The sequence below is a fragment of the Variovorax sp. P1_H2 genome, from assembly GCF_056405295.1.
The window spans coordinates 13,131-33,313 of sequence record NZ_JBFUCJ010000062.1; the positions used below are offsets into that span (position 1 = coordinate 13,131).

18 protein-coding genes and 1 pseudogene are annotated in these 20,183 nt (G+C 70.8%); 10 read left to right on the plus strand and 9 right to left on the minus strand.

Annotation, left to right across the window (positions count from 1 at the left end; all coding sequences use genetic code 11):
* The first annotated feature begins 4 nt into the window (after positions 1-4).
* A complete protein-coding gene (locus AC1D2E_RS20475) occupies positions 5-1,339 on the plus strand; it encodes a four-carbon acid sugar kinase family protein (protein ID WP_478199097.1) in 1,335 nt (444 codons plus the stop codon).
* A gap of 16 nt (positions 1,340-1,355) precedes the next feature.
* Here AC1D2E_RS20475 and AC1D2E_RS20480 read toward each other — a convergent pair whose 3' ends face one another.
* The 5 genes from AC1D2E_RS20480 to AC1D2E_RS20500 form a co-directional block, all read right to left on the minus strand.
* On the minus strand, positions 1,356-2,168 hold the full coding sequence (locus tag AC1D2E_RS20480; RefSeq protein ID WP_478199098.1) for an alpha/beta hydrolase: 813 nt from the start codon (positions 2,166-2,168) through the stop codon (positions 1,356-1,358).
* A gap of 91 nt (positions 2,169-2,259) precedes the next feature.
* On the minus strand, positions 2,260-2,691 hold the full coding sequence (arsC, locus tag AC1D2E_RS20485) for an arsenate reductase (glutaredoxin) (protein ID WP_478199099.1): 432 nt from the start codon (positions 2,689-2,691) through the stop codon (positions 2,260-2,262).
* A gap of 96 nt (positions 2,692-2,787) precedes the next feature.
* Complete coding sequence (locus AC1D2E_RS20490; RefSeq protein WP_478199100.1) at positions 2,788-3,435, minus strand: YitT family protein; 648 nt, start codon at positions 3,433-3,435, stop codon at positions 2,788-2,790.
* A 60-nt stretch (positions 3,436-3,495) separates the two neighbouring features.
* Positions 3,496-5,145, minus strand: coding sequence for a rhodanese homology domain-containing protein (locus tag AC1D2E_RS20495; protein ID WP_478199101.1), 1,650 nt, complete (start codon positions 5,143-5,145; stop codon positions 3,496-3,498).
* A complete protein-coding gene (locus AC1D2E_RS20500) occupies positions 5,142-6,389 on the minus strand; it encodes an acyl-CoA dehydrogenase family protein (protein ID WP_478199102.1) in 1,248 nt (415 codons plus the stop codon). The genes AC1D2E_RS20495 and AC1D2E_RS20500 overlap by 4 nt, the downstream gene beginning before the upstream one ends.
* A gap of 138 nt (positions 6,390-6,527) precedes the next feature.
* On the opposite strand from AC1D2E_RS20500, the gene AC1D2E_RS20505 reads away from it, so the two are divergent.
* The 8 genes from AC1D2E_RS20505 to AC1D2E_RS20540 are packed head-to-tail and all read left to right on the plus strand — an operon-like array spanning position 6,528 to position 14,644.
* A complete protein-coding gene (locus tag AC1D2E_RS20505) occupies positions 6,528-7,556 on the plus strand; it encodes an ABC transporter substrate-binding protein (RefSeq protein ID WP_478199103.1) in 1,029 nt (342 codons plus the stop codon).
* A 49-nt stretch (positions 7,557-7,605) separates the two neighbouring features.
* Positions 7,606-8,709: an LLM class flavin-dependent oxidoreductase gene (locus tag AC1D2E_RS20510; protein WP_478199104.1), complete on the plus strand. Its 1,104-nt coding sequence runs from the start codon at positions 7,606-7,608 to the stop codon at positions 8,707-8,709.
* Positions 8,710-8,743: 34 nt separating this feature from the next.
* Positions 8,744-9,577: a class II aldolase/adducin family protein gene (locus tag AC1D2E_RS20515; protein ID WP_478199105.1), complete on the plus strand. Its 834-nt coding sequence runs from the start codon at positions 8,744-8,746 to the stop codon at positions 9,575-9,577.
* Positions 9,578-9,598: 21 nt separating this feature from the next.
* Positions 9,599-10,600 (plus strand): ABC transporter substrate-binding protein, encoded by a 1,002-nt coding sequence (locus tag AC1D2E_RS20520; protein ID WP_478199106.1) that lies wholly within the window; start codon positions 9,599-9,601, stop codon positions 10,598-10,600.
* Positions 10,597-11,673, plus strand: coding sequence for an ABC transporter permease (locus AC1D2E_RS20525; RefSeq protein WP_478199107.1), 1,077 nt, complete (start codon positions 10,597-10,599; stop codon positions 11,671-11,673). The genes AC1D2E_RS20520 and AC1D2E_RS20525 overlap by 4 nt, the downstream gene beginning before the upstream one ends.
* Positions 11,667-12,467 carry an ABC transporter ATP-binding protein gene (locus AC1D2E_RS20530; RefSeq protein ID WP_478199108.1) on the plus strand — a complete coding sequence of 267 codons (801 nt, stop codon included), beginning with the start codon at positions 11,667-11,669 and terminating at the stop codon, positions 12,465-12,467. The genes AC1D2E_RS20525 and AC1D2E_RS20530 overlap by 7 nt, the downstream gene beginning before the upstream one ends.
* A 25-nt stretch (positions 12,468-12,492) precedes the next feature.
* Positions 12,493-13,650 carry a c-type cytochrome gene (locus AC1D2E_RS20535; protein ID WP_478199109.1) on the plus strand — a complete coding sequence of 386 codons (1,158 nt, stop codon included), beginning with the start codon at positions 12,493-12,495 and terminating at the stop codon, positions 13,648-13,650.
* Between the two features lie 37 nt (positions 13,651-13,687).
* Positions 13,688-14,644 carry an ABC transporter substrate-binding protein gene (locus AC1D2E_RS20540; RefSeq protein ID WP_478199110.1) on the plus strand — a complete coding sequence of 319 codons (957 nt, stop codon included), beginning with the start codon at positions 13,688-13,690 and terminating at the stop codon, positions 14,642-14,644.
* 29 nt (positions 14,645-14,673) lie between these two features.
* Here AC1D2E_RS20540 and AC1D2E_RS20545 read toward each other — a convergent pair whose 3' ends face one another.
* Positions 14,674-15,261, minus strand: a complete 588-nt coding sequence (locus AC1D2E_RS20545) for a cysteine dioxygenase family protein (RefSeq protein ID WP_478199116.1) — start codon at positions 15,259-15,261, stop codon at positions 14,674-14,676.
* Between the two features lie 43 nt (positions 15,262-15,304).
* Positions 15,305-16,519: pseudogene (locus tag AC1D2E_RS20550) on the minus strand (MFS transporter); the annotation flags it as partial.
* A 119-nt stretch (positions 16,520-16,638) separates the two neighbouring features.
* On the opposite strand from AC1D2E_RS20550, the gene AC1D2E_RS20555 reads away from it, so the two are divergent.
* The gene (locus tag AC1D2E_RS20555; RefSeq protein WP_478199111.1) at positions 16,639-17,565 is read left to right on the plus strand and encodes a LysR family transcriptional regulator; all 927 of its coding nucleotides are present in this window, start codon (positions 16,639-16,641) and stop codon (positions 17,563-17,565) included.
* 30 nt (positions 17,566-17,595) lie between these two features.
* Here the strand turns inward: AC1D2E_RS20555 and AC1D2E_RS20560 are convergent, their stop codons facing one another.
* Together AC1D2E_RS20560 and AC1D2E_RS20565 are read right to left on the minus strand one after the other, a co-directional pair.
* On the minus strand, positions 17,596-18,327 hold the full coding sequence (locus AC1D2E_RS20560) for a gamma-glutamylcyclotransferase (RefSeq protein ID WP_478199112.1): 732 nt from the start codon (positions 18,325-18,327) through the stop codon (positions 17,596-17,598).
* Between the two features lie 231 nt (positions 18,328-18,558).
* A complete protein-coding gene (locus tag AC1D2E_RS20565; RefSeq protein WP_478199113.1) occupies positions 18,559-20,085 on the minus strand; it encodes a CoA-acylating methylmalonate-semialdehyde dehydrogenase in 1,527 nt (508 codons plus the stop codon).
* Between the last annotated feature and the right edge of the window lie 98 nt (positions 20,086-20,183).

The window sequence follows — 20,183 nt, forward strand, 5'->3', positions numbered from 1 at the left end:
GCCGATGGTCCCCCCCGCCGCGGCGCCGCGCATCGCCTTCTATGGTGACGACTTCACCGGCGCCACCGACACGCTGGCGACGGCTGCGCAGGCCGGGCTGCGCAGCAGGCTCTTCCTGCGCCTGCCGACGCCGGCGCAGCGGGCGCGCGCCGGCCCGCTGGACTGCCTGGGCCTGGCCGGCGCGGCGCGCGCGATGACGCCGTCCGAGATGGCGGCCGAACTCGCGCCGGTGGCCGATTTCTTCCGCGCCTCCGGTGCCCGGCTGCTGCACTACAAGGTCTGCTCGACCTTCGACAGCGCACCCGGCACCGGCAACATCGATGCCGCCGTCCGCGCGCTGCTGCCGGCTTCCGGCCACGCCTGGGCCGCGATCGTCGGCGGTCAGCCGAACCTCGGCCGCTACTGCCTGTTCGGCAACCTGTTCGCCTYGGCCGGCAGCGGCGGCGAGGTGCATCGCATCGACCGCCATCCGACCATGAGCCGGCACCCGGTCACGCCGATGCACGAAGCCGACCTGCGCCGTCACCTGGCCTTGCAGGGCCTGGATGCCACGCTCGTTCCCTGGCCGACCTGCGCGCAGGGCGGCGACGCCTTGCGCGCCCGGGTGGCGCAAGCGCTGGCTGGCCGGCCGCGCGCCCTGCTGTTCGATGTCGGCGAAGAGCGAGACCTGGCGCTGATCGGCGCCGAGTTGGACCGCCACGCCACCGAAGCGCCGCTCCTCGTGGTCGGAAGCAGCAGCGTGATGCGCGCAGCGGCGGCGCATCCGGCAGCCGGTCGCCCGACGCACGGCGGTTCCGGCGCGCCGCCGGTGGAGATCGGCCCGGCGCGCGGCCCGGTGCTGGTGCTCGCCGGCAGCCTGTCGCCGATCACGGCCCGGCAGGTGGCGGCCGCCCGGTCCTACGACAAGGTTCAACTGGACCCGCAGCGCCTCGTCGAGGCGGACGGCGCCGCGCTGCAGGCCTGTGCCCGCGAGCTGTCGGCGAGGCTCTCGCGAGGCCGCCATGTGCTGGCCTGCACCGCGGTGGCGCAAGGCATGGAGGGTGCCCGGGCGGCGCTGCCCGCACGGGCGGTCGCCGAAGCCACGGCCGCCCTGCTCGCCGCCGTCCTGGCCGCCACGCCGCTCGGCCGCGTCGGCATCGCCGGGGGCGACACCTCCAGCCATGCGGTGCAGGCACTCGACGCCTGGGGCTTGTCCTTCCACGGCGCGCTGGCGCCCGGCGTGCCGTTGTGCCGCCTGCACAGCGACCGTGCCTCCCTCGACGGGCTGGAGCTGATGCTCAAGGGGGGGCAGATGGGCGAGGACGATCTGTTCGAGATACTGATCGCCGGGCAGGGATGACAGCGTGCCTACGCATTCACCTTCGGGTAGGAGGATCGGTCTCGCCGAGCAGGAACCCGATGGCGCTGCGCCACCAGGCATCGTCCACGTACCGGATCCAGTCGTTGTGGTCGGCGGCCCGGACCACCTCGAGCCGCTTGGGCCCGGGCAGCGCTTCGTACAGCGCCGTGCCGAAGCGGGCGGGCACGATGCGGTCGCGCTCGGCGACGGCCACCAGCACGGGGCGCCCGATCGACGCGAGGTGGGCGGCGCTGTCGTAGCGATCGCGCAGCAACCAGCTCACCGGCAGCCACGGATAGTGGTGGGCCGCGACGTGTTCGAGGGTGTCCCACGGCGTGATGAGCATCAGGGCCGTGACCTTCTCGCGTTGACTCACGGCAGCCGCGGATGCCACGCCGGCGCCCAGCGATTCGCCGACGAGCAGCAAGGGCGGGCCGTGCAGCCGATGCGCCAGCGCAATGGTCCGCTCGGCATCCCCTACCAGGCTGGCCTCGCCCAACGCACCGTCGCGCGGTCCGTAGGCCGGGTATTCGGCCAGGATCACGCGCAGCCCGAGGCGGGTCAGCGCCGTGGCGTAGTAGCCGCGATGCCCGGCATGGCCCGCATTGCCGTGGAACACGATGACCGTGCCCCGCGCCAGTCCCGCAGGCTGCGCCACCAGGCCCCGAAAGTCGTCATCGGCCGGCCAGGCGGCGAGCCCGGCAGACACCATCTCGGCGCCTTGCGCCCGGGCCGGGTAGTAGAGAAGGCGGTCCTGAAACATGGCGGGCGCTGCCATCGCGATCGCGCAGGCGGTGGCGAGCCAAAGCACGATCGCGGCGGGTTTCATCTTCGTTCGGTGCGGAGCTTCGACGGTGAATTATCGTTTCGTCGGTCCGGTGCGACGGCCGCGTCCGCAGGCGCAGTCGCGCGCGGGGACATCAGGGCTTGACGATACGCCCGCCGTTCGCATCGACCACGGCCTCCCCATCCTCCTTGGCGAAGGCGCCCTGTTGCGGGCGCGGCAGGATGTCGAGCACCGCTTCGGAGGGCCGGCACAGCCGTGTGGCCAGCGGCGTCGCCACGATCGGCCGGTTGATCAGGATCGGGTGCGCCAGCATGAAGTCGATCAATTGCGCGTCGGACCACTTCGGGTCGCCCAGCCCGAGCTCTTCGTAGGGCGTGCCCTTCCGGCGCAGCAGCTCGCGCACCGGGATGCCCATGGCGGCGATCAGCTGCTCGAGCGTGGCGCGATCGGGCGGGTTCTTCAGGTACTCGATGATCGTGGGCTCCTGGCCCGTGTTGCGGATCAGCGCCAGCACGTTTCTCGAGGTGCCGCACGCGGGGTTGTGATAGATCGTGATGTTGCTCATGTCGTTGATGCCAGGGGTTCAGGAAATGGAAGAGGACGGTGTTCGCCGGGTTGGATGGCCGTCGCGACCGGAGGACGGCCCGGCCCCACGCCGGATTCAGAAACCGTTGTAGCGACCCGGCTTGTGGTTCAGCGCAAGGATCAGGTTGACCACCACCGCGCTCAGGATCGACCAGGCGATGCGCGACGGCTCGACGAACAGCAAGGCGGTCGCCACGATGACGCAGTCGGTCGCCATCTGCACATAGCCGGCCCGCCAGCCGTGTCGCTCCTGCAGGTAGGCCGCAAGAATACCGATGCCTCCGAGGCTCGCCTTGTGGCGGAACAGCACCAGGAAACCCGTGCCGAGCAGCACACCCCCCACCACGGCCGCATAGGCGGGATGCACGGACTGGACCGCGAGCATGGACGGCGCCAGGTTGGTGAGCAGCGAGAGCACGGCGACGGCGGCAAAGGTCTTGCCGGCGAACGCCCATCCCAGCCGGCGCACGGCCAGCCAGTAGAAAGGCAGGTTGAGGAGGAAGAAGGCGCTGCCGAAATCGACGCCGCTCGCATAGTGGACGAGGAAGGCCATCCCGGACACCCCGCCCGTCAGCAAGCCCGCGCTCTGGTAGAGCGTCAGTGCCAGGGAAATCATGAGCGTCGCGGAGGCGATCGCGATGACATCGTCGGTCTTCGCGTGGCGCTGGCTCGCCACGCCTTCCTTGACGGGCGTATCCAGGGAGGCAGGTGGTGAATTGGTCATGGTGGCGCCATCTTCGGTGACTCCGCCCGGCCATGCAATTCGAATGCCCGGCCGGCCGATTCAGATCACCCGGAAGCCGTGCGTTCCGTCGGCCGCCAGCTGCGCCACCAGGCCGAACTCCCAATCGAGGTAGCCCTGCATCGCCTCGGCCGGCGCATCGGTGCCTTCATAGGGTCGGCGGTAGCGGTCGGTCGGCGGGGTCGCGACATGGTGCCAGCCGGTCTCGGCCGGCAGGCCGGCGGCAAACCATGCGGCATTGCCGCCCGTGAGCACCAGCACCTCGGCATCGCTGCGGCGGGCGTCGAGCAGCGCGCGCAGGTCGGCGGCGGCGAAGCGCGCGAGCAGGCTGCTGCCGCAGGTCAGCACATAGCGCCGCGCCGACGGGATGGCATCGAGCGCCTGCGCGAGCTGCGCCCGAATGGCGAACCAGGCGCCAGGAATATGCCGCTTCGCATGGTTGACGCCGGTCGTGACGTCGATGACCACGGTCTGTTCCGGCGCGGCGCCGAGCGCCTTCGCGAGTTCGTCCGCCGGGATTTCGGCCACCGGAGGCGGCTCCGGATGCAGCGGCGGCGCGATGCCGCGGACGCTGCGCGCCGCCTCGGCCTGCGCCTCGAGCACATAGACCTCCCAGCCCATCTGCGCCAGCCAGGAGGCGGTCATCGGCGCCCGCACGCCATCGGCGTCGGCCAGCACGATGCGCGCGCCTCGCACTGGCACATGGTGGTCGGTCTCCTGCACCAGCTGGCCGCCGGGCGCACTGGCGAAGCCCGGCAGGTGCCCGGCCTCGTATTCTTCCGGCGTCCGGACATCGAAGCGGTAGACAGTGCGGTCCGGCGCTTCGAGGGTCGCCAGCGCATCGAAGACGATCCACCGCACGCCGGCACGCCGGGCGACTTCGGCTACGCGCGCCTGTGCAATGGCGCGATGGGCTTCGCCCGGTGCGGGCGCCGCGCGCGACGCACCGTGGTCCAGCACCTGCCCGGCGAGCTTCCAGCCGATGGTCCCGTTGCGCAGCGCCGCGACCGGATTGGGCAGACCTGCATTCACGAGCGACTGGGTGCCGATGATGCTGCGCGTGCGGCCCGCGCAGTTGACGATCACCCGCGTGGCGGGGTCGGGGGCGAGTTCGCGCACGCGCAAGACCAGCTCCGCGCCGGGCACGCTGGTCGCGGTCGGGATGCTCATCGTCTGGTACTCGTCGAAGCGGCGCGCGTCGACCACCACCACGTCGGCGCGGGCGTCGATCAATGCCTTGACCTCCTGCGCCGACAGCGAGGGCGTGTGCCGCTCGTGCTCGACCAGTTCGCCGAAAGCCTTGCTCGGCACGTTGACGTCCCGGAACAGCTCGCCGCCGGCGCCGCGCCAGCCCTCGAGTCCGCCCTCGAGCAGGTGCACGCGGGTGTAGCCCATCGCGGCCAGCCGGCGCGCGGCGCGCGGCGCGAGGTCGACGCCATCGTGCGCACCGTAGACCACGACCCGCGTGTCGCGGCGCGGAATGCGGCGCCAGGCATCGAGCTCGATCCGCGACAGCGGAAGGTTCGCGGCCCACAGCGGGTGGGCCTGCGCGAAAGGATCTTCCTCGCGCACGTCGAGCAGCGCGATCTCCTCGCGGGCGATGAGCTTCGCGCGCACCGAGGCGACGGAAAGGATCGGAAAGCCGGCGTCTTCCGCGCGCGGGCTGCGAGTCTCGGCAAGGGTGGCGGTCATGGTCGTTCAAGGGTCGTCGAATCGGCCCCGGAGTATCGCGCCAACGCGGCGGCCAGCGCCTCCCGGCCCGCAGCCACCCGCACCGCATCGTTCTGCGGCGTGTGGATGCGGCTGCACAGCACGTCGCGATAGTGGCGCTCCAGGGGGTTCTGGCGCGCGAGGCCGTGGTTGCCGCTCAGTTGCAGCGCCAGTTCGACGGCGCGGATCGCCTGGTTCGTGACGCTGTACTTCAGCAGCCCGCTCTCTGTCGACGAAGGCGCCTGGCCGGCATCGACCCGCGCCACCGCATGGTCGAGCGACACGCGGTTGCTGCGCAGCAAGGCCTCGATCTCGCCGACCGTCTCCTGGACGCGCGGCAGGCTGGCGAGCGCCGCGCCCAGGCCGCTCGGCGCGCGCCGGTTGAGGAAGCCGAGCAGCCAGTCGCGCGCCGCCCGCGCGACCGCGTCGTAGAGCGTGCCCAGCAGCACCACCATCCAGGCCTGCTGCGTCGCATGGGCATCGACGTCGGTCTGGCTGCCGGCGTCCGGTGCCCAATCGGCCGGGGCGCGCAGGTCGACCGCATGGTCGAGCGGAAGGGCGACGTCCTCGAAGATCACCTCGTGGCTGCCCGATGCGCGCAGGCCCAGGTGGTCCCAGCTCGCCACCACGCGAACGCCCGCTGCGTCGCGCGGAACCAGGAAGACGCCGACGCGCGGCTCGGGCTCGTCCGTGCGGCCCCACACCGACAGCCAGCGCAGCCCCTCGATGCCGGTCGTGTAGAGCTTGTGGCCGCAGAGCGTCCAGCGCTCGCCGTCGCGGCGCGCGGTCGTGGCCGGCAGGCCGCCGCGGGCCGGCGATCCGAGCGCCGGCTCCACGCGCAACGCGTTGATCAGGGCGCCGTCGCGCACCGCGTCGCCCAGCACGCGCTCGCGCAAGCGGGCGGGCCAGCGGCTGTCGGTGCGGCCGATCGCGTGGTGCTGCAGCCAGGTCATGGCGAGGATCAGCGCGGTCGCCGGCTCGCCGTAGGCCACCGCGGCGAGCACGCGGCGCGCGTCCTCGAGCGATGCGCCGCCGCCGCCGCAGGCGCGCGGCGCGACCAGCGCGATCAGCCCGTGATCGTGCAGCGCCATGAAATTGCCGCGCGGGAAGGCGCCGCTTCGGTCATGGTCGGCCGCGGTCTCGGCAAAGCGCGCCGACAGGCGCTCGAGCAGCGCATCGTCTTCGTGGGGTGGCACCGGCAGGCGGCGCAGGACTTGGGAACTCATGGGGCCGAACCTTAGCCGCCACCCGGCGTGCGCGAAACAACGCAAGCCGCATATGCAAACTCGAAATCCTGCGTTCGCCCCGGCCGGCATGCGCAGTACGGTCACGCTTCTCCCGCACCACACGAAAGACGCCAGCCCATGACATCTCGATCCAGCAACGCAGCGCCGAGCGCATGGTCGCGCCGCCGCTGGCTGCAGTCGGCCGCAGCGGCCGCCGGCCTCGGCGCCCTCGGCCCGAAGGCCAGCGCCGCGGCGCCCACAGCCGCCGACCTGTCCGGCCTGACGCTGCGCATCGGCACCTACAAGGGCCTCTGGCGGCCGCTGATCGAGGCCTCGGGCCAGGGCCGAACGCCCTACAAGGTCGACTGGCGCGAACTGAACAACGGCGTGCTGCACATCGAGGCCATCCAGGGCGACGCGCTGGACCTGGGCTCGGGCAGCGAGATCCCGGCCACCTTCGCGGCGCGGCAGAAGGCCAAGGTGCGCTTCATCGCCGTGATCCACGAAGACCTGAACAACCAGGCCACACTGGCGCGCAAGGACGCGCCGATCCGCTCCATCGCCGACTTCAAGGGCAAGCGCGTGGGCTACGTGCGGGCCACCACCGCCCACTACTACCTGAGCAAGCAGCTCGCGGAAGTCGGGCTCTCGTTCAACGACATCCAGCCCATCAACCTGAGTCCGGCCGATGGCCTCTCGGCCTTCGCACGCGGCGATCTCGACGCCTGGGCGATCTACGGCTACAACGGCCAGCTCGCGCGCACGCAGTACGGCGCGCGAACGATCAAGACCGGCAAGGGCTATCTCTCGGGCAACTTCCCGGTCTATGCCAATCCGCGCGCGGTGGACGACCCGTTGCGCCACGCCGCGATCACGGACTTCCTGCTGCGGCTGCAGCGCGCCTACGCATGGGCCAACGACAACTACCTGGACTACGCCAAGGCGCAATCGGCCGAGACGCGGGTGCCGGTGGGCGACCTGATCGAACTGTTCAACGGCCGCAGCAACGACTACGCGCTCGGCCCCGTCACCCAGGGCGTGCTGCGCAGCCACCAGGAAGTGGCCGACACCTTCCTGAAGCTCGGCGTGCTCGACGGCCCGGCCGACGTCGCCCCGCTGTGGGACCGCAGCTTCGGCGCCGCGCTGTCGCGCGGCAACCCGGCCTGATCCCCTTCCTTTTCACTTTCACCTTTTCATTGCAAGCAAGGACACCCTCATGAGCGACATCGAATTCATCGGCATGATCCAGGCCCGGAAGGTCTCGGAGATCCACCCCGCGCGCGGCACCGCGATCGACCGAGACTACGTGCGCGCCTTCGCGCAGGCCCATGAACAGGCCGGCTTCGACCGCGTGCTGGTGCCTCACCATTCGACCAGCCCCGATGCCACGCTGACCGTGGCCTACGCCGCGTCGGTCACCGAGCGCATCCACTTCATGCTGGCGCACCGGCCCGGCTTCGTCGCGCCGACGCTGGCCGCGCGGCAGTTCGCCTCGCTCGACCAGTTCAGCGGCGGCCGGCTCGGCGTGCACTACATCTCCGGCGGCTCCGACGAGGAACAGAAGCGCGACGGCGACTGGCTCGACCACGACCAGCGCTACGCCCGCACCGACGAGTACCTCGACGTGCTGCGCAAGGTGTGGACCCTGGACAAGCCCTTCGACCACGAAGGCGCCCACTACCGGTTCAAGGATGCCTTCTCGGAAGTGAAGCCGCTGCAGTCGCTGAACGGCCGGCCGCATGTGCCGGTCTACTTCGGCGGCGCTTCCGAAGCCGCGATCCCGGTCGCCGGAAAGCATGCGGACGTCTATGCGCTGTGGGGCGAATCGCTGGCCCAGGCGCGCGAACTCACCGGGCGCGTGCGCGCCGAAGCCGCGAAGCACGGGCGCAGCCTGCGCTTCTCGGTCTCGTTCCGTCCGATCCTCGCCGACACCGAGGCGAAGGCCTGGGAACGGGCCGACCACATCCTGGCCGAGACCCGGCGCCTGCGCGTGGTGCAGGGCTTCGGCCGCGGCGGTCCGCTGCAGAGCGAGGGCGCGAAGCGCCTGCTGGCGGCGGCCGAGAAAGGCACGCGGCTCGACAAGCGCCTCTGGACCGCCGTGGCCCAGGAGATCGGCGGCCGCTCGAACAGCACCGCGCTGGTCGGCACGCCCGAGCAGGTGGCCGACGCCCTGCTCGACTACCACGCGCTCGGCGTGACGACCTTCCTGATCCGCGGCTTCGATCCGCTCGAGGACGCCATCGACTACGGGCGCGAGTTGATCCCGCGCACGCGCGAACGGGTGGCGCAGCGCCTGTCCGCGCAGCGCCAGGCGGCCTGAGCGCTCGATGCACCCCCGTGCCCGAAGGATCAGAATGAGCGCCGTATTCGACATCGCCCGCGGCGGGGAGCGCCCCCGCACCCGCCTCGCCCTCAACCCGAACCCGCAGCAGAAGTACTGGTTCGACCCACCCGCACCGCGCGCCAGCGTCGAGGCCGAGCGCCGGCATCGGCAGGAGCGGCTGGCCGGCGCCTTCCGCCTGTTCGCGCGCTTCGGCTTCGCGCAGGGCCTGGCCGGCCACATCACGGCGCGCGACCCCGAGCTGCTCGATCACTTCTGGGTCAATCCGCTGGGCGTGCATTTCTCGCGCATCAAGGTGTCGGACCTGCTGCTGGTCAACGCCAGGGGCGAGACCGTGATCGGCGAGCGTCCGCTCAACAAGGCGGCCTTCGCGATCCATGCCGCGATCCACGCGTACAACCCGAAGATCGTCGCCGCCGCGCACACGCACTCGACCTACGGCAAGGCCTGGTCGACGCTGGGCCGAAAGCTCGACACGCTCACGCAGGACGCCTGCGTGTTCCACGACGACCATGCGCTGTTCGACGACTTCACCGGCATGGTGGTGGACGAAAGCGAGGGCCTGCGCATCGCCAGGGCGCTGGGCGACCGCAAGGGCGCGATCCTCAAGAACCACGGCATCCTGAGCGCGGGCCCCAGCGTGGAGGCCGCGGCCTGGTGGTACATCGCGCTCGACAACGCCTGCCACACCCAGCTGCTGGCCGAAGCCGCCGGCAAGCCGCAGCCGATCGCCGAGGCTGTCGCACGCCACACGCACGGGCAGATCGGCGGGCCCGAGGGCGCGCTGCATGCCTTCGAGAGCCTTTACGAAGGGCTGGTCGAGGCCGAGCCCGAACTGCTTGACTGAACCAGAGAGTCCCTCCCCGCCATGAAACACACCTCCCTTTCGCGCCGCGGCGTGCTGCGTGCCGGCGGCGCCGCCGCGGTCATCGCCTCCAGCGGCCTGATCGCCACGCGCGCCTGGTCGCAGCAGCGCAAGCTGAGCTTTGCATGGAACGCATCCGCCTTCTGCCTCTCGCCGGTGGTGGTGGCGCAAGAGCGCGGCATCTTCGAGAAGAACGGCCTGCAGGTCGAGCTGATCAACTACACCGGATCGACCGACCAGCTGCTCGAGTCGCTCGCGACGGAAAAGGCCGACGCGGCGGTGGGCATGATCCACCGCTGGCTCAAGCCGCTCGAATCGGGCTTCGACGTCAAGATCGTCGGCAGCTCGCACGGCGGCTGCGTGCGGCTGGTCGGCGTCAAGGAAGCCGGCGTGACCGACCTGCAAAAGCTCAGGGGCAAGACCATCGGCGTGTCGGACATCGCGAGCCCGGGCAAGAACTTCTTCTCGATCCTGCTCAAGAAGAACGGCATCGACGCCGACCGCGACGTCAGCTGGCGCCAGTACCCGGCCGACCTGCTCGACATCGCGGTCAACAAGGGCGAGATCCAGGCGATCGCGGATGGCGACCCGACGCTCTACCTGATCGAGAAGCGCAACAAGGGGCGCTACCAGGAACTGGCCACGAACCTCTCGGGCGAATACAAGGACAAGGTCTGCTGCATCGTCGGCGCGCGCGGCGAACTGGTGCGCAAGGAGAAGCCGGTGGTGGCGGCGCTGGTGCGCGCTATCGTGCAGGCCTCGGACTTCGTGGCCGAGAACCCCAACGAATCGGCCGGGCTGTTTGCGAAGTACTCGCCCAAGGTGCCGGTCGAGGACTTGCAGGCGCTGCTCGGCACGCTGACGCACGCCCATCACCCGGTCGGCAGGAAGCTGCGCGACGAGGTCGAGTTCTATGCCCGCGATTTCCGCTCGGTCGGCGTGCTGAAGCAGAGCACCGATCCGGCGCGGCTCGCCAACCACGTGTCGGTGGACGTGCTGGCATGACGACGGCCGCAAACATCCTCGACGCACCGCGGCCTCCGTCTGCGCCGTCACGCGTGCACGCCCGACGGGGCGCGCAGACCGACGCCACGCCGGCCGTGCTGCCCGAGCCCGCCGTCTCCGGCGTCTGGCGCACCGGCATCGTCGCGGCAGCCGCCTGGCTGGCACTCGGTGTGCTGACTGTCTATTGGCCCAATCGCGAAGTCGGCTTCAGCGACTGGAATTTCACGCGCGAGTTCGGGCTCGCCGCCATCGGGGTCGCGGCGGGGCTGCTGGCGGTGGTGCTGCTCGGCGCCCGCGCCGGGCCGATCGGCCGCAAGCTGCGCCCGGCCGGCCAGTGGCTCGTCGCCGCACCGGTCTTGCTCGCGCTGTGGGAGGTGCTCACGGCCAAGCTCGGCCTGCTGCCGCCGCCCTTCTTCGCGCCGCCGCAAAGCCTGCTCGACGTCGCCATCGAGGACTGGCGCCGGCTCGGCCTGTCGACCGCGCATTCGCTGCGGCTGCTGGCGCACGGCTTCGTGCTCGGCGCGCTGGTCGGCTTCGCCACCGGCGTGTGGATCGGCTGGTCGCGCATCGCGGGCTACTGGGTGCATCCGCTGCTGCGCTTCCTCGGGCCGGTGCCGGCGTCGGCGCTGCTCCCGCTGGCCTTCTTCTTCGCGCCCTCGAGCTACGCCGCCGCGGTGTTCCTGGTCGCGCTCGCGACCTTCTTCCCGGTGGCGGTGCTGAGCTGGTCGGGCGTGGCATCGGTCAACAAGAACTACTACGACGTGGCGCGCACGCTCGGTGCGCCGGAATGGTTCCTGGTGCTGCGCGTCGCGGTTCCGGCGGCATTGCCTCAGGTCTTCGTCGGCCTCTTCATGGGGCTGGGCGCATCGTTCTCGGTGCTGGTCACGGCCGAGATGATGGGCGTCAAGGCCGGCCTCGGCTGGTACCTGCAATGGGCCCAGGGCTGGGCCGCCTACGCCAACATGTACGCGGCGCTGCTGGTGATGGCCGTGCTGTGCTCGGGGCTGATCACGCTGCTCTTCGCGGTGCGCGACCGTGCGCTCTCGTGGCAGAAGGGGACGGTCAAATGGTAGCAACGACGAGCGCCGCGGCACCCCCGCCGACCGCGAACGCCGGCGCCGGGATCGCCATCCGGAACGTCAGCCACTGGTTCAAGCTGCCGACCGGCGTGCTGCAGGTGCTCGACGGCATCGACCTCGATGTGCGCCCGGGCGAGTTCGTCGCGCTGCTGGGGCCGAGCGGCTGCGGCAAGTCGACCCTGCTGCGGCTGGTGGCCGGGCTCGAGCCCGCGACCGCCGGCACGATCTCGCAGGACGGCGAGCCCATCACGCGGCCCGACCCTTCGCGCATCGTCGTCTTCCAGGACCCGACGCTCTATCCCTGGCGCAGCGTCTGGGACAACGTCGCGCTGGGCCCGCAGGCGCGCGGGCTGCTGAAGACGCAGCGCTCGCGCGTCGACGACGCGCTCCGGCGGGTCGGCCTCGGCGACTTCGCGAAGAGCTTCCCGCACCAGCTGTCGGGCGGCATGGCGCAGCGCGTCGCGCTGGCCCGGGCGCTGGTCAACGACCCGCGGCTGCTGGTGCTCGACGAGCCGCTGGGCAAGCTCGATTCGCTGACGCGGATCGCCATGCAGAGCGAGCTGGTGAGCCTGTGGCAGCGCGCCGGCTTCTCGGCGCTGCTGGTCACGCACGACGTCGAGGAGGCCCTGTTCCTGGCCAACCGCGTGGTCGTGCTGAGCGACCGGCCGGCACGCATCAGCGCGGAACTGGTGGTCGACCTGCCCTACCCCCGGCATCGCGGCCATCCGCGACTGGCGGAGCTCCGGCACGAGGCGCTGCGCCAGCTCGGACTCGACGCCACATGGTAGGTGGGGCTGGCGCCCGGATCGAGCGATGAGCGCAGCGGGTGTCGAATGGCTGAATCCGCTGATCGGACTGCTGGAGGGGGCGCAGTCGGGGCTGCTGCGCCTGCTCGCCGGGCTCGGCGTCGCCGGCAGCAGCCACGGCCAGCCGGCCTGGCCGTGGGCGCTGCGCCTGTCGGGCGAGAACCTGCTGATCGATCTCGGGCAGGCGCGGCGGCTGGCATTGACACTGGCGGTGCTCGCGCTGGCCGTGCTGATCGTCGCGATCGCGTGCTTCTGGCGGCGCCGGCGCTGGATTCTGGTTGCGGTGGTGCCGCTGCTGCTGGTTCTCGCGCCGTGGCCGGCCGCGCAGGTGGTGCTGGTGCCCGCCTACCCGACGAGCTTTCATCGCTCGCCCACGGGCTTCAGCGCCGAGTCCATCGCGCGCGGGCGCACGCTCTACGCGGCGCATTGCGCGGGCTGCCATGGGCTCGACGGGCGAGGCCAGGGTGCCCTCGCCGCCGCGCAGCCGGTGTGGCCCCCGGACCTCGCCGGGCCCCTGCTGTGGCGGCGCGCCGACGGCGACCTGCTGTGGCACGTGCGCCATGGCACGACCGATCGGCACGGCCGCACGACCATGCCGGCCTTCGCGCAGTTGACGGACGGCGACGCCTGGGCGCTGATCGACTTCATGAAGGCCCAGGGCGCGGGCCAGGGCCTGCGTGCCACCGGCGCCTGGCGCCAGCCGATCGGCTTTCCGGATGCCGAGGTGCGGTGCGAGGGGCGCGAACCGCGCCGGCTCGCGAGCTGGCGCGGACAGCGGGTGCGCATCGTCGCGGCCGGCGCGGGGGCCGATCCCCTCGAGGACCCGCGCCTGGTCACCGTCCGCCTCCAGCCCACCCACGAAGGCACATCGACGCGCTCGGCCGGGTGCATCGTCGAATCATCCGCCGCGTGGGATGCGTTCGCACTGATCGCCGGCACCGACTCGATGGACGGCACGCAACTGCTCGCGGACCGCGATGGCTGGCTGCGCGCGCGCAGCGCGCCGGGCGAAGCCGGCTGGTCGGAAGACGACCTTCTGTGCCGCACCGACACCGGCGCGCAACGCACAAAGGACGACACGCCGCGCGCCGACGGCCTCGGCGCGCTGATCGCGCGCATGGATGCCGAGCCGGTGCGCTTCCTCAAGGGCGGCTTCGTTCACTGAAGCCGCTCGCTATTTCCAACTCTCAAGGATCTCTCTGATGACACACTCCTCGCGCCGCCAATTCGTGGCCCGCACGCTCGCCGGCGCCGCGGCGATCGCCTTGCCGACCCCCTTCCTGCATGCGCAAACGCGCCCCGTGCTCAAGGCCGGCGACCAGAAGGGCGGACTGCGTGCGCTGCTCGAAGCCGCGGGCGAACTGGAAGGCCTGGGCTACGACATCCAGTGGTCGGAGTTCCCCGCCGCAGCGCCCTTGGCCGAGGCGCTCAATGCCGGGGCCGTCGACTCGGGCCCGATCGGCGATGCGCCGCTGGTCTTCGCCCTCGCGGCGGGCACGCGCGTCAAGGCCATCGGTGCCAACCGCTCCGACGCCTACGGCACGGCCGTGCTGGTGCGGCCCGATTCGCCGCTGAAGACGGCGGCCGATCTCAAGGGCAGGAGCATCGCCACCAACCGCGGCTCGATCGGCCACTTCGTCACGCTCAAGGCCATCACCGCCGCCGGCCTCCGCCCGGAAGACGTGACCCTGCGCTTCCTCGCACCCGCCGATGCCAAGCTGGCCTTGACGCAGGGCTCGGTCGATGCCTGGGCCACCTGGGAGCCGTACACCGCGCTGGCGGAAACCAGCCGGCATGCGCGCGTGCTGGTGAGCGGACGGGGCCTGCTGCCCGGCCTGAGCTACCTGGCCGCAACCGACGAGGCGATCGCCGCCAAGCGGCCGGTGCTGCAGGACTTCCTGCAGCGCGTGGTGAAGGCCCAGGCCTGGTCGTACCGTCATGTCGACGCCTTCTCGGCCACGCTCGCGAAGATCATCGGCATCCCGCCCGAGGCCGCGAAGCTCCAGTTCGAGCGCCGCCAGCAGCGGTGGGTGCCCATCGACGCGCAGGTGATCGCCGACCAGCAGCGCACCGCGGACTTCTATCATCAGGTGGGCCTGATCAGGCAGCCGCTGGATGTGCGCCCGACCTTCGACACCGGCTTCGCGACCGGGGCCTGATCGGGCCGGCCGGCCACCGGCCTCCCGCCTCAGCGATCCAGCAGGTTGGCAACGCCCGCATTCGCGTAGCCGGAGACGAAGGGCTTGCGCTGCCCGTCGCCGGTGAACACGCTGCGCTGAATGGTGCCGATGTTGCCGCCATAGACGTGCACGCTGACCGACACCCGGTCATCGAAAGCGTTGCTCACGCGATGGATATCTCCGACCGTGGGCGAGACGGCTTCCACCTGGCCCGGCACGAGCCGAACAGGCTCGCCCTGCGGCGCCGGAACTCCGTCCTGCATCGCGTAGGACTGCGCATTCTCCGCACCTCGCAGCATGCCCACGAGCCCCCATACCGTGTGGTCGTGCACCGGCGTCGCCTGGCCCGGGCCCCAGACGAAGGACACCACCGAGAAGCGTTCGGCCGCGTCCAGGTGCAACAGGTACTGCTGGTAGTACTGCGGATGGGGGCATGCATATTCGGGCGGCAGCCAGTCGTCGGTGGCGACGAGACGAGCGAGCAGCAAGCCGCCCTCGCGCAGGATGCGAGGCTCCTCGGGCTGCTGTTCGAGCAGTGCCGTCAGTGCCGACACGAAATCTCGAAGCGGGGCCAGTGCGGGCGTGGTGTTTGGCATGGCCGACGATGTTAGCAACGGCAGGCGGCCAGCGCAGCCGCCGGGGAAACAGGCGCACCGCCAGCGCGCCCACGCCCGATGCCGTCGCCAGCGCGGTCACGCCCATCCAGCCCCAGGACGGCAGCAGCAGCGCCGCCAGGGCGGATCCCGCGGCCATGCCGATGAACATGCCCGTGAACAGCACCGCGTTGAGCCGGCTGCGCGCCGCGGGCTCGATGCCGTAGACGATGGTCTGGTGCGCGATCAGCGTGGCCTGCACGCCGAGGTCGAAGCCGATCGCGCTGGCGGCCAGCAGCCACAGCTGGGCGTGGGACGACAGCAGCGGCATCAGCGCCATGGCCGCGAACGACAGCACGACCAGCCCGGCGCCGAGGCGGGTCACAAGTTCGGGCCCGCGGCTGTCGGCCAATCGACCGGCCAGCGGCGCGGCCAGCGCACCGGCGGCGCCGGCCAGCCCGAAGGCACCGGCCGCGGCACTGCCGAGATGGAAGGGCGCGCCGTGCAGCATCACGGCCAGGGTCGACCAGAAGGCGCTGAAGCCGATCGCCAGCAGGCCCTGCGCCAGCGTCGCCCGACGCAGCGCGCCATGGCGCCGCCACAGCGCGGCCAGCGAGCCCAGCAACGCGCCATAGGCCAGGTGCGTGGTGGGCCGGAAGCGGGGCAGGCCGCGCCAGGCCGCAGCACCGATCAGCGCGATGCTGGCCGCCGCCACCACGAACATCGCGCGCCAGCCGAAGTTCTCGGCCACGAAGCCGCTCACCACGCGCGACAGCAGGATGCCCAGCAGCAGCCCCGTCATCACCATGCCGACCACCTTGCCGCGATGCGACTCGGGTGCCAGCGTGGCGGCGGCGGGAACGATGTCCTGTGCCAGGGTGGCGGCCAGGCCGATCGCCAGGCTGGCCACCAGCAACAGCCCGATGCCCGGCGCGGCACCTGCCAGCAGCAGGGCCGCGCACAGCGCCGCCGCCTTCGCGAGGATGATGCGGCGGCGGTCGAAGCGGTCGCCGAGCGGCGCCAGCAGCAGGATGCCGAGCGCATAGCCCAGTTGCGTCAGCGTCGGCACGAAGCCGACCGCGCGGGTCGAGGCGCCGATGTCGGCGCCCAGCACGCCGAGCATCGGCTGGCTGTAGTAGATCGACGCCACCGCGAGTCCGGCGCCGGTGGCCAGCAGCAGGACCAGCGAAGCCGGCACTTGCCCGGGCGCCTGAAGGACGTCGCGGGCCGCGCCGGCATGCACTGCTTGAATGGAAGACATGGTGAAAACCCTTTATTTCTTGGATGAACTGGAGTTTGAATGCCATCGAATTCCTTTGGTAGCCGCYGCGAGCGCACAACAGTTATACGATTCACGCATACAACAATACTTCTCCAGCCATGCCACCGCCCGCACGCCCCACGTCCATCGCCGCGCCATCCGACCGCATCGAGCTGATGAAGACCTTCGTGCAGATCGTCGAGGCAGGGAGCCTGTCGGCCGCGGCGGCGCAGATGCGGACCACGCAGCCCACGGTCAGTCGCCGGTTGCAGGCACTCGAGCGCCTGCTCGGGGTGCGGCTGCTGCGCCGCTCCACGCACGCGATGAAGCTGACCGAGGACGGCGAGCGCTGCGTCGAGCGCGCCAGGGAGCTGATCGAGAGCTGGCAGGCGTTCGAGTCGGACCTGCGGGGCGACGAGGACGATCCCGAAGGCATGCTGCGCGTGGTGGCGCCGCACGCCTTCGGCCAGCAGTTGCTGGTCGGGCCGCTGGCCGACTACATCCGCCGCTATCCGCGGGTCAGCGTCGAATGGCTGCTGCACGACCGGCGGCCCGACTTCATTGCCGAGGGCGTCGACTGCGCGATCCAGGTCGGCGAAGTGAACGACCTGGGTGTTGTCGCCATCAAGCTCAGCGAAGTGCCCCGCATCGTGGTCGCCGCGCCCTCGGTGCTGCAGGGCTCGGCCGCGCCGACGCATGCCCGCGAGCTCGCGGGGCTACCCTGGCTCGCGCTGCGCACCTTCTACCGCACCGAGATCCTGCTGTCGCACGTGCGCAGCGGCGAGAGCTGCCGCGTGGCCCTGCGCCCGCGCCTGAGCACCGACAGCCTCTACGCCTTGCGCAGTGCCGCCGTGATGGGCATGGGCGTGTGCGTGGGGTCGACCTGGCTGCTGGCCGAGGACCTGGCGCAAGGCCGCCTGGTCCAGCTGGCACCCGAATGGCAGGCTGCCGCCCTGCCGGTGCACCTGGTCTATCCGCAAGCGCGGCTCCAGCCGCCGAAGCTGAAGCGCTTCATCGAGGCGATGCGCTTCCAGTGGCCGACGTAGGCGGGAACTCTCGGCATCGGAGCCGGCGGCTCAACTCTCGACAGCCGCACGCACCTGTTGCAGCAGCGTCCCGACGTACGGGTCCTCGATCGCCAGCGCCTGCAGCTGCGCCGCCAGTTGTTCGAGGTAGTCGCGATTGGTGCCCAGCACGCCTGTACCCCGGGCGATGCATGCAGCGGTCTGCTCCAGCGGGCATTCGCCGACGTGGTCGGGGTGCTGGGCGTTCGCCGCGAACACCAGCGCCGTGACCGTGCCCTGCGGCGTCTGCACCGGCAGCAGCGCCGGCGCGTAGCCGCCGCGGATCATCTCGCGCCGCCACAGGATCGCCGACTCGGCGTCGGCGCATGCCGCGTCGATGCGGAAGGCCAGTCCCTGGCAGTCGCCATCGCCGGGTTCCAGCGACAGCATCAGTCCGGGGTACTCGGGCGAGCCGCGGCCGATCGTCGCCCGGATGCTGAAGCGCCGCCGATGACCGGCCAGCGTCGCCAGCCGGATCTCGGCGAATCGGAACGCCGGATCCCACATCAGCGATCCGTAGCCGTAGACCCAGAGGTCGCGGGCGCCGACCGTCGCGCCGATGACCTCGCGCCGCGATGCTTCCAGCGCCTCGTCGGTCCAGCGCCAGTTGGCCGGCCGGCCAAGACCGCGCGCGCGCGCATCCCAGGCTGCCATGACCGCCGGCGTGGCGCGCAGCCCGGATCGCTCGGGTGACGTGATCCGCCCGCGCAAGCCGGGAACATGGACAAAGGCATCAGGGGTCATCGACTGCTCCTGGAGAGCGCCGGTCCCGGCGCGGCGAACTCCGATTCTTCTTGAACCTCAAGAACGTGACAGTGAAGCACATCCGGACATCCCGGAAGTTTGACGCACATCAAGAGCGGTGGTCGAATGCCACAGATCCTTGGTGCCGCGCGCCCCAAGGCCGACCTGACGGTCCATCGCAAGAAGCAGGGTGCCGGCGGGCGCGCGCCACCGCCGGCCGGAGGACGTCCGCTACTTGGCCGTCGGCATGACGAACTCGGCGCCCTTGCCGATGCTCTCGGGCCAGCKCTGCATGATCGACTTCTGCTTGGTGTAGAAGCGCACGCCTTCCTCGCCGTAGGCGTGCATGTCGCCGAACAGGCTCTTCTTCCAGCCGCCGAAGCCGTGCCAGGCCATCGGCACCGGGATCGGCACGTTGATGCCCACCATCCCGACCTGGATGCGCCGGCTGAACTCGCGCGCCACGTTGCCGTCGCGCGTGAAGCAGGAAACGCCGTTGCCGAACTCGTGCGCGTTGATCAGATCCACCGCCTCCTTCAGGTCGTGCACCCGCACGCAGGACAGCACCGGCCCGAAGATCTCTTCCTTGTAGATGCGCATCTCGGGGGTCACGTGGTCGAACAGCGTGCCGCCCATCCAGAAGCCGTCGCCGCAGCCTTCGCCCGTGACCGAGGGGTCGAAATCGCGGCCGTCGACGACCAGCTTGGCGCCTTCCTTCACGCCCTGGGCGATGTAGCCGGTGATCCGCTCATGCGCCGCACGCGTGACGATCGGACCCATCTCGGCGGCCAGGTTGGTGCCGTTGAGCACCTTGAGGGACTTGGCGCGCTCAGTCAGCAGCGGCATCACCTTGTCGGCCACGTCGCCCACCAGCACCGCCACCGAGATCGCCATGCAACGCTCGCCGGCCGAGCCGTAGCCCGAACCGATCAGCGCGTCCACGGTCTGCTCGATGTCGGCATCGGGCATCACCACCATGTGGTTCTTGGCGCCGCCGAGCGCCTGCACGCGCTTGCCATGGCGCGCTCCGGTTTCATAGATGTAGTTGGCGATCGGGGTCGAGCCGACGAAGCTGATCGCCTTCACGTCGGGGTGCTCGATCAGCGCGTCGACCGCCTCCTTGTCGCCCTGCACGACGTTGAAGACGCCGTCGGGCAGGCCGGCCTCCTTGAGCAGTTCGGCCATGCGCAGCGACGCGCTCGGGTCGGTCGGGCTGGGCTTGAGCACGAAGGTGTTGCCCGCGGCGATGGCCACCGGGAACATCCACATCGGCACCATCACCGGGAAGTTGAAGGGCGTGATGCCGGCCACCACGCCGAGCGGCTGGCGCAGGGTCCAGTTGTCGATGCCGGTGGAGACCTGGTCGGTGAAGTCGCCCTTGAGCAGCTGCGGGATGCCGCAGGCGAATTCGACGATGTCGATGCCGCGCGTGACCTCGCCCTGGGCGTCGGTGAAGACCTTGCCGTGCTCGGCGGTGATCAGGTGGGCCAGCTCGTCCTTGTGCTTGTTCAGCAGCTCGAGGAACTTGAACATCACGCGGGCGCGCCGGATCGGCGGCGTGTCGGCCCAGGCCGGGAAGGCGGCCTGCGCGGCCGCCACCGCGGCATCCACGTCGGTGCGGTTGGCCAGGGCCACGCTGCCGGTCACCCGCCCTGTCGCGGGATTGAAGACATCCTGCGACCGGGACGAAGCGCCGGCGGCAGGGTGGCCTGCGATGAAGTGGGCGATGGCGGCGGGAGCGCGGGTTTGGACTGTCATGGTCTGCCGGTGAGGTGGGTTGGGAACAAGGTGATGGCCGCAGTCTAGGAACGCCGAACGCCTCTGCCAAGGCTCGAGACCTGAATTCATTGTTCAAT

Excerpts from the sequence above, each read along its gene's own strand:
- AC1D2E_RS20480 (WP_478199098.1), bottom strand. The coding sequence starts at position 2,168 with ATGAAACCCGCCGCGATCGTGCTTTGGCTCGCCACCGCCTGCGCGATC.
- arsC (WP_478199099.1), bottom strand. The coding sequence starts at position 2,691 with ATGAGCAACATCACGATCTATCACAACCCCGCGTGCGGCACCTCGAGA.
- AC1D2E_RS20490 (WP_478199100.1), bottom strand. The coding sequence starts at position 3,435 with ATGACCAATTCACCACCTGCCTCCCTGGATACGCCCGTCAAGGAAGGC.
- AC1D2E_RS20495 (WP_478199101.1), bottom strand. The coding sequence starts at position 5,145 with ATGACCGCCACCCTTGCCGAGACTCGCAGCCCGCGCGCGGAAGACGCC.
- AC1D2E_RS20500 (WP_478199102.1), bottom strand. The coding sequence starts at position 6,389 with ATGAGTTCCCAAGTCCTGCGCCGCCTGCCGGTGCCACCCCACGAAGAC.
- AC1D2E_RS20505 (WP_478199103.1), top strand. The coding sequence starts at position 6,528 with ATGACATCTCGATCCAGCAACGCAGCGCCGAGCGCATGGTCGCGCCGC.
- AC1D2E_RS20510 (WP_478199104.1), top strand. The coding sequence starts at position 7,606 with ATGAGCGACATCGAATTCATCGGCATGATCCAGGCCCGGAAGGTCTCG.
- AC1D2E_RS20515 (WP_478199105.1), top strand. The coding sequence starts at position 8,744 with ATGAGCGCCGTATTCGACATCGCCCGCGGCGGGGAGCGCCCCCGCACC.
- AC1D2E_RS20520 (WP_478199106.1), top strand. The coding sequence starts at position 9,599 with ATGAAACACACCTCCCTTTCGCGCCGCGGCGTGCTGCGTGCCGGCGGC.
- AC1D2E_RS20525 (WP_478199107.1), top strand. The coding sequence starts at position 10,597 with ATGACGACGGCCGCAAACATCCTCGACGCACCGCGGCCTCCGTCTGCG.
- AC1D2E_RS20530 (WP_478199108.1), top strand. The coding sequence starts at position 11,667 with ATGGTAGCAACGACGAGCGCCGCGGCACCCCCGCCGACCGCGAACGCC.
- AC1D2E_RS20535 (WP_478199109.1), top strand. The coding sequence starts at position 12,493 with ATGAGCGCAGCGGGTGTCGAATGGCTGAATCCGCTGATCGGACTGCTG.
- AC1D2E_RS20540 (WP_478199110.1), top strand. The coding sequence starts at position 13,688 with ATGACACACTCCTCGCGCCGCCAATTCGTGGCCCGCACGCTCGCCGGC.
- AC1D2E_RS20545 (WP_478199116.1), bottom strand. The coding sequence starts at position 15,261 with ATGCCAAACACCACGCCCGCACTGGCCCCGCTTCGAGATTTCGTGTCG.
- AC1D2E_RS20555 (WP_478199111.1), top strand. The coding sequence starts at position 16,639 with ATGCCACCGCCCGCACGCCCCACGTCCATCGCCGCGCCATCCGACCGC.
- AC1D2E_RS20560 (WP_478199112.1), bottom strand. The coding sequence starts at position 18,327 with ATGACCCCTGATGCCTTTGTCCATGTTCCCGGCTTGCGCGGGCGGATC.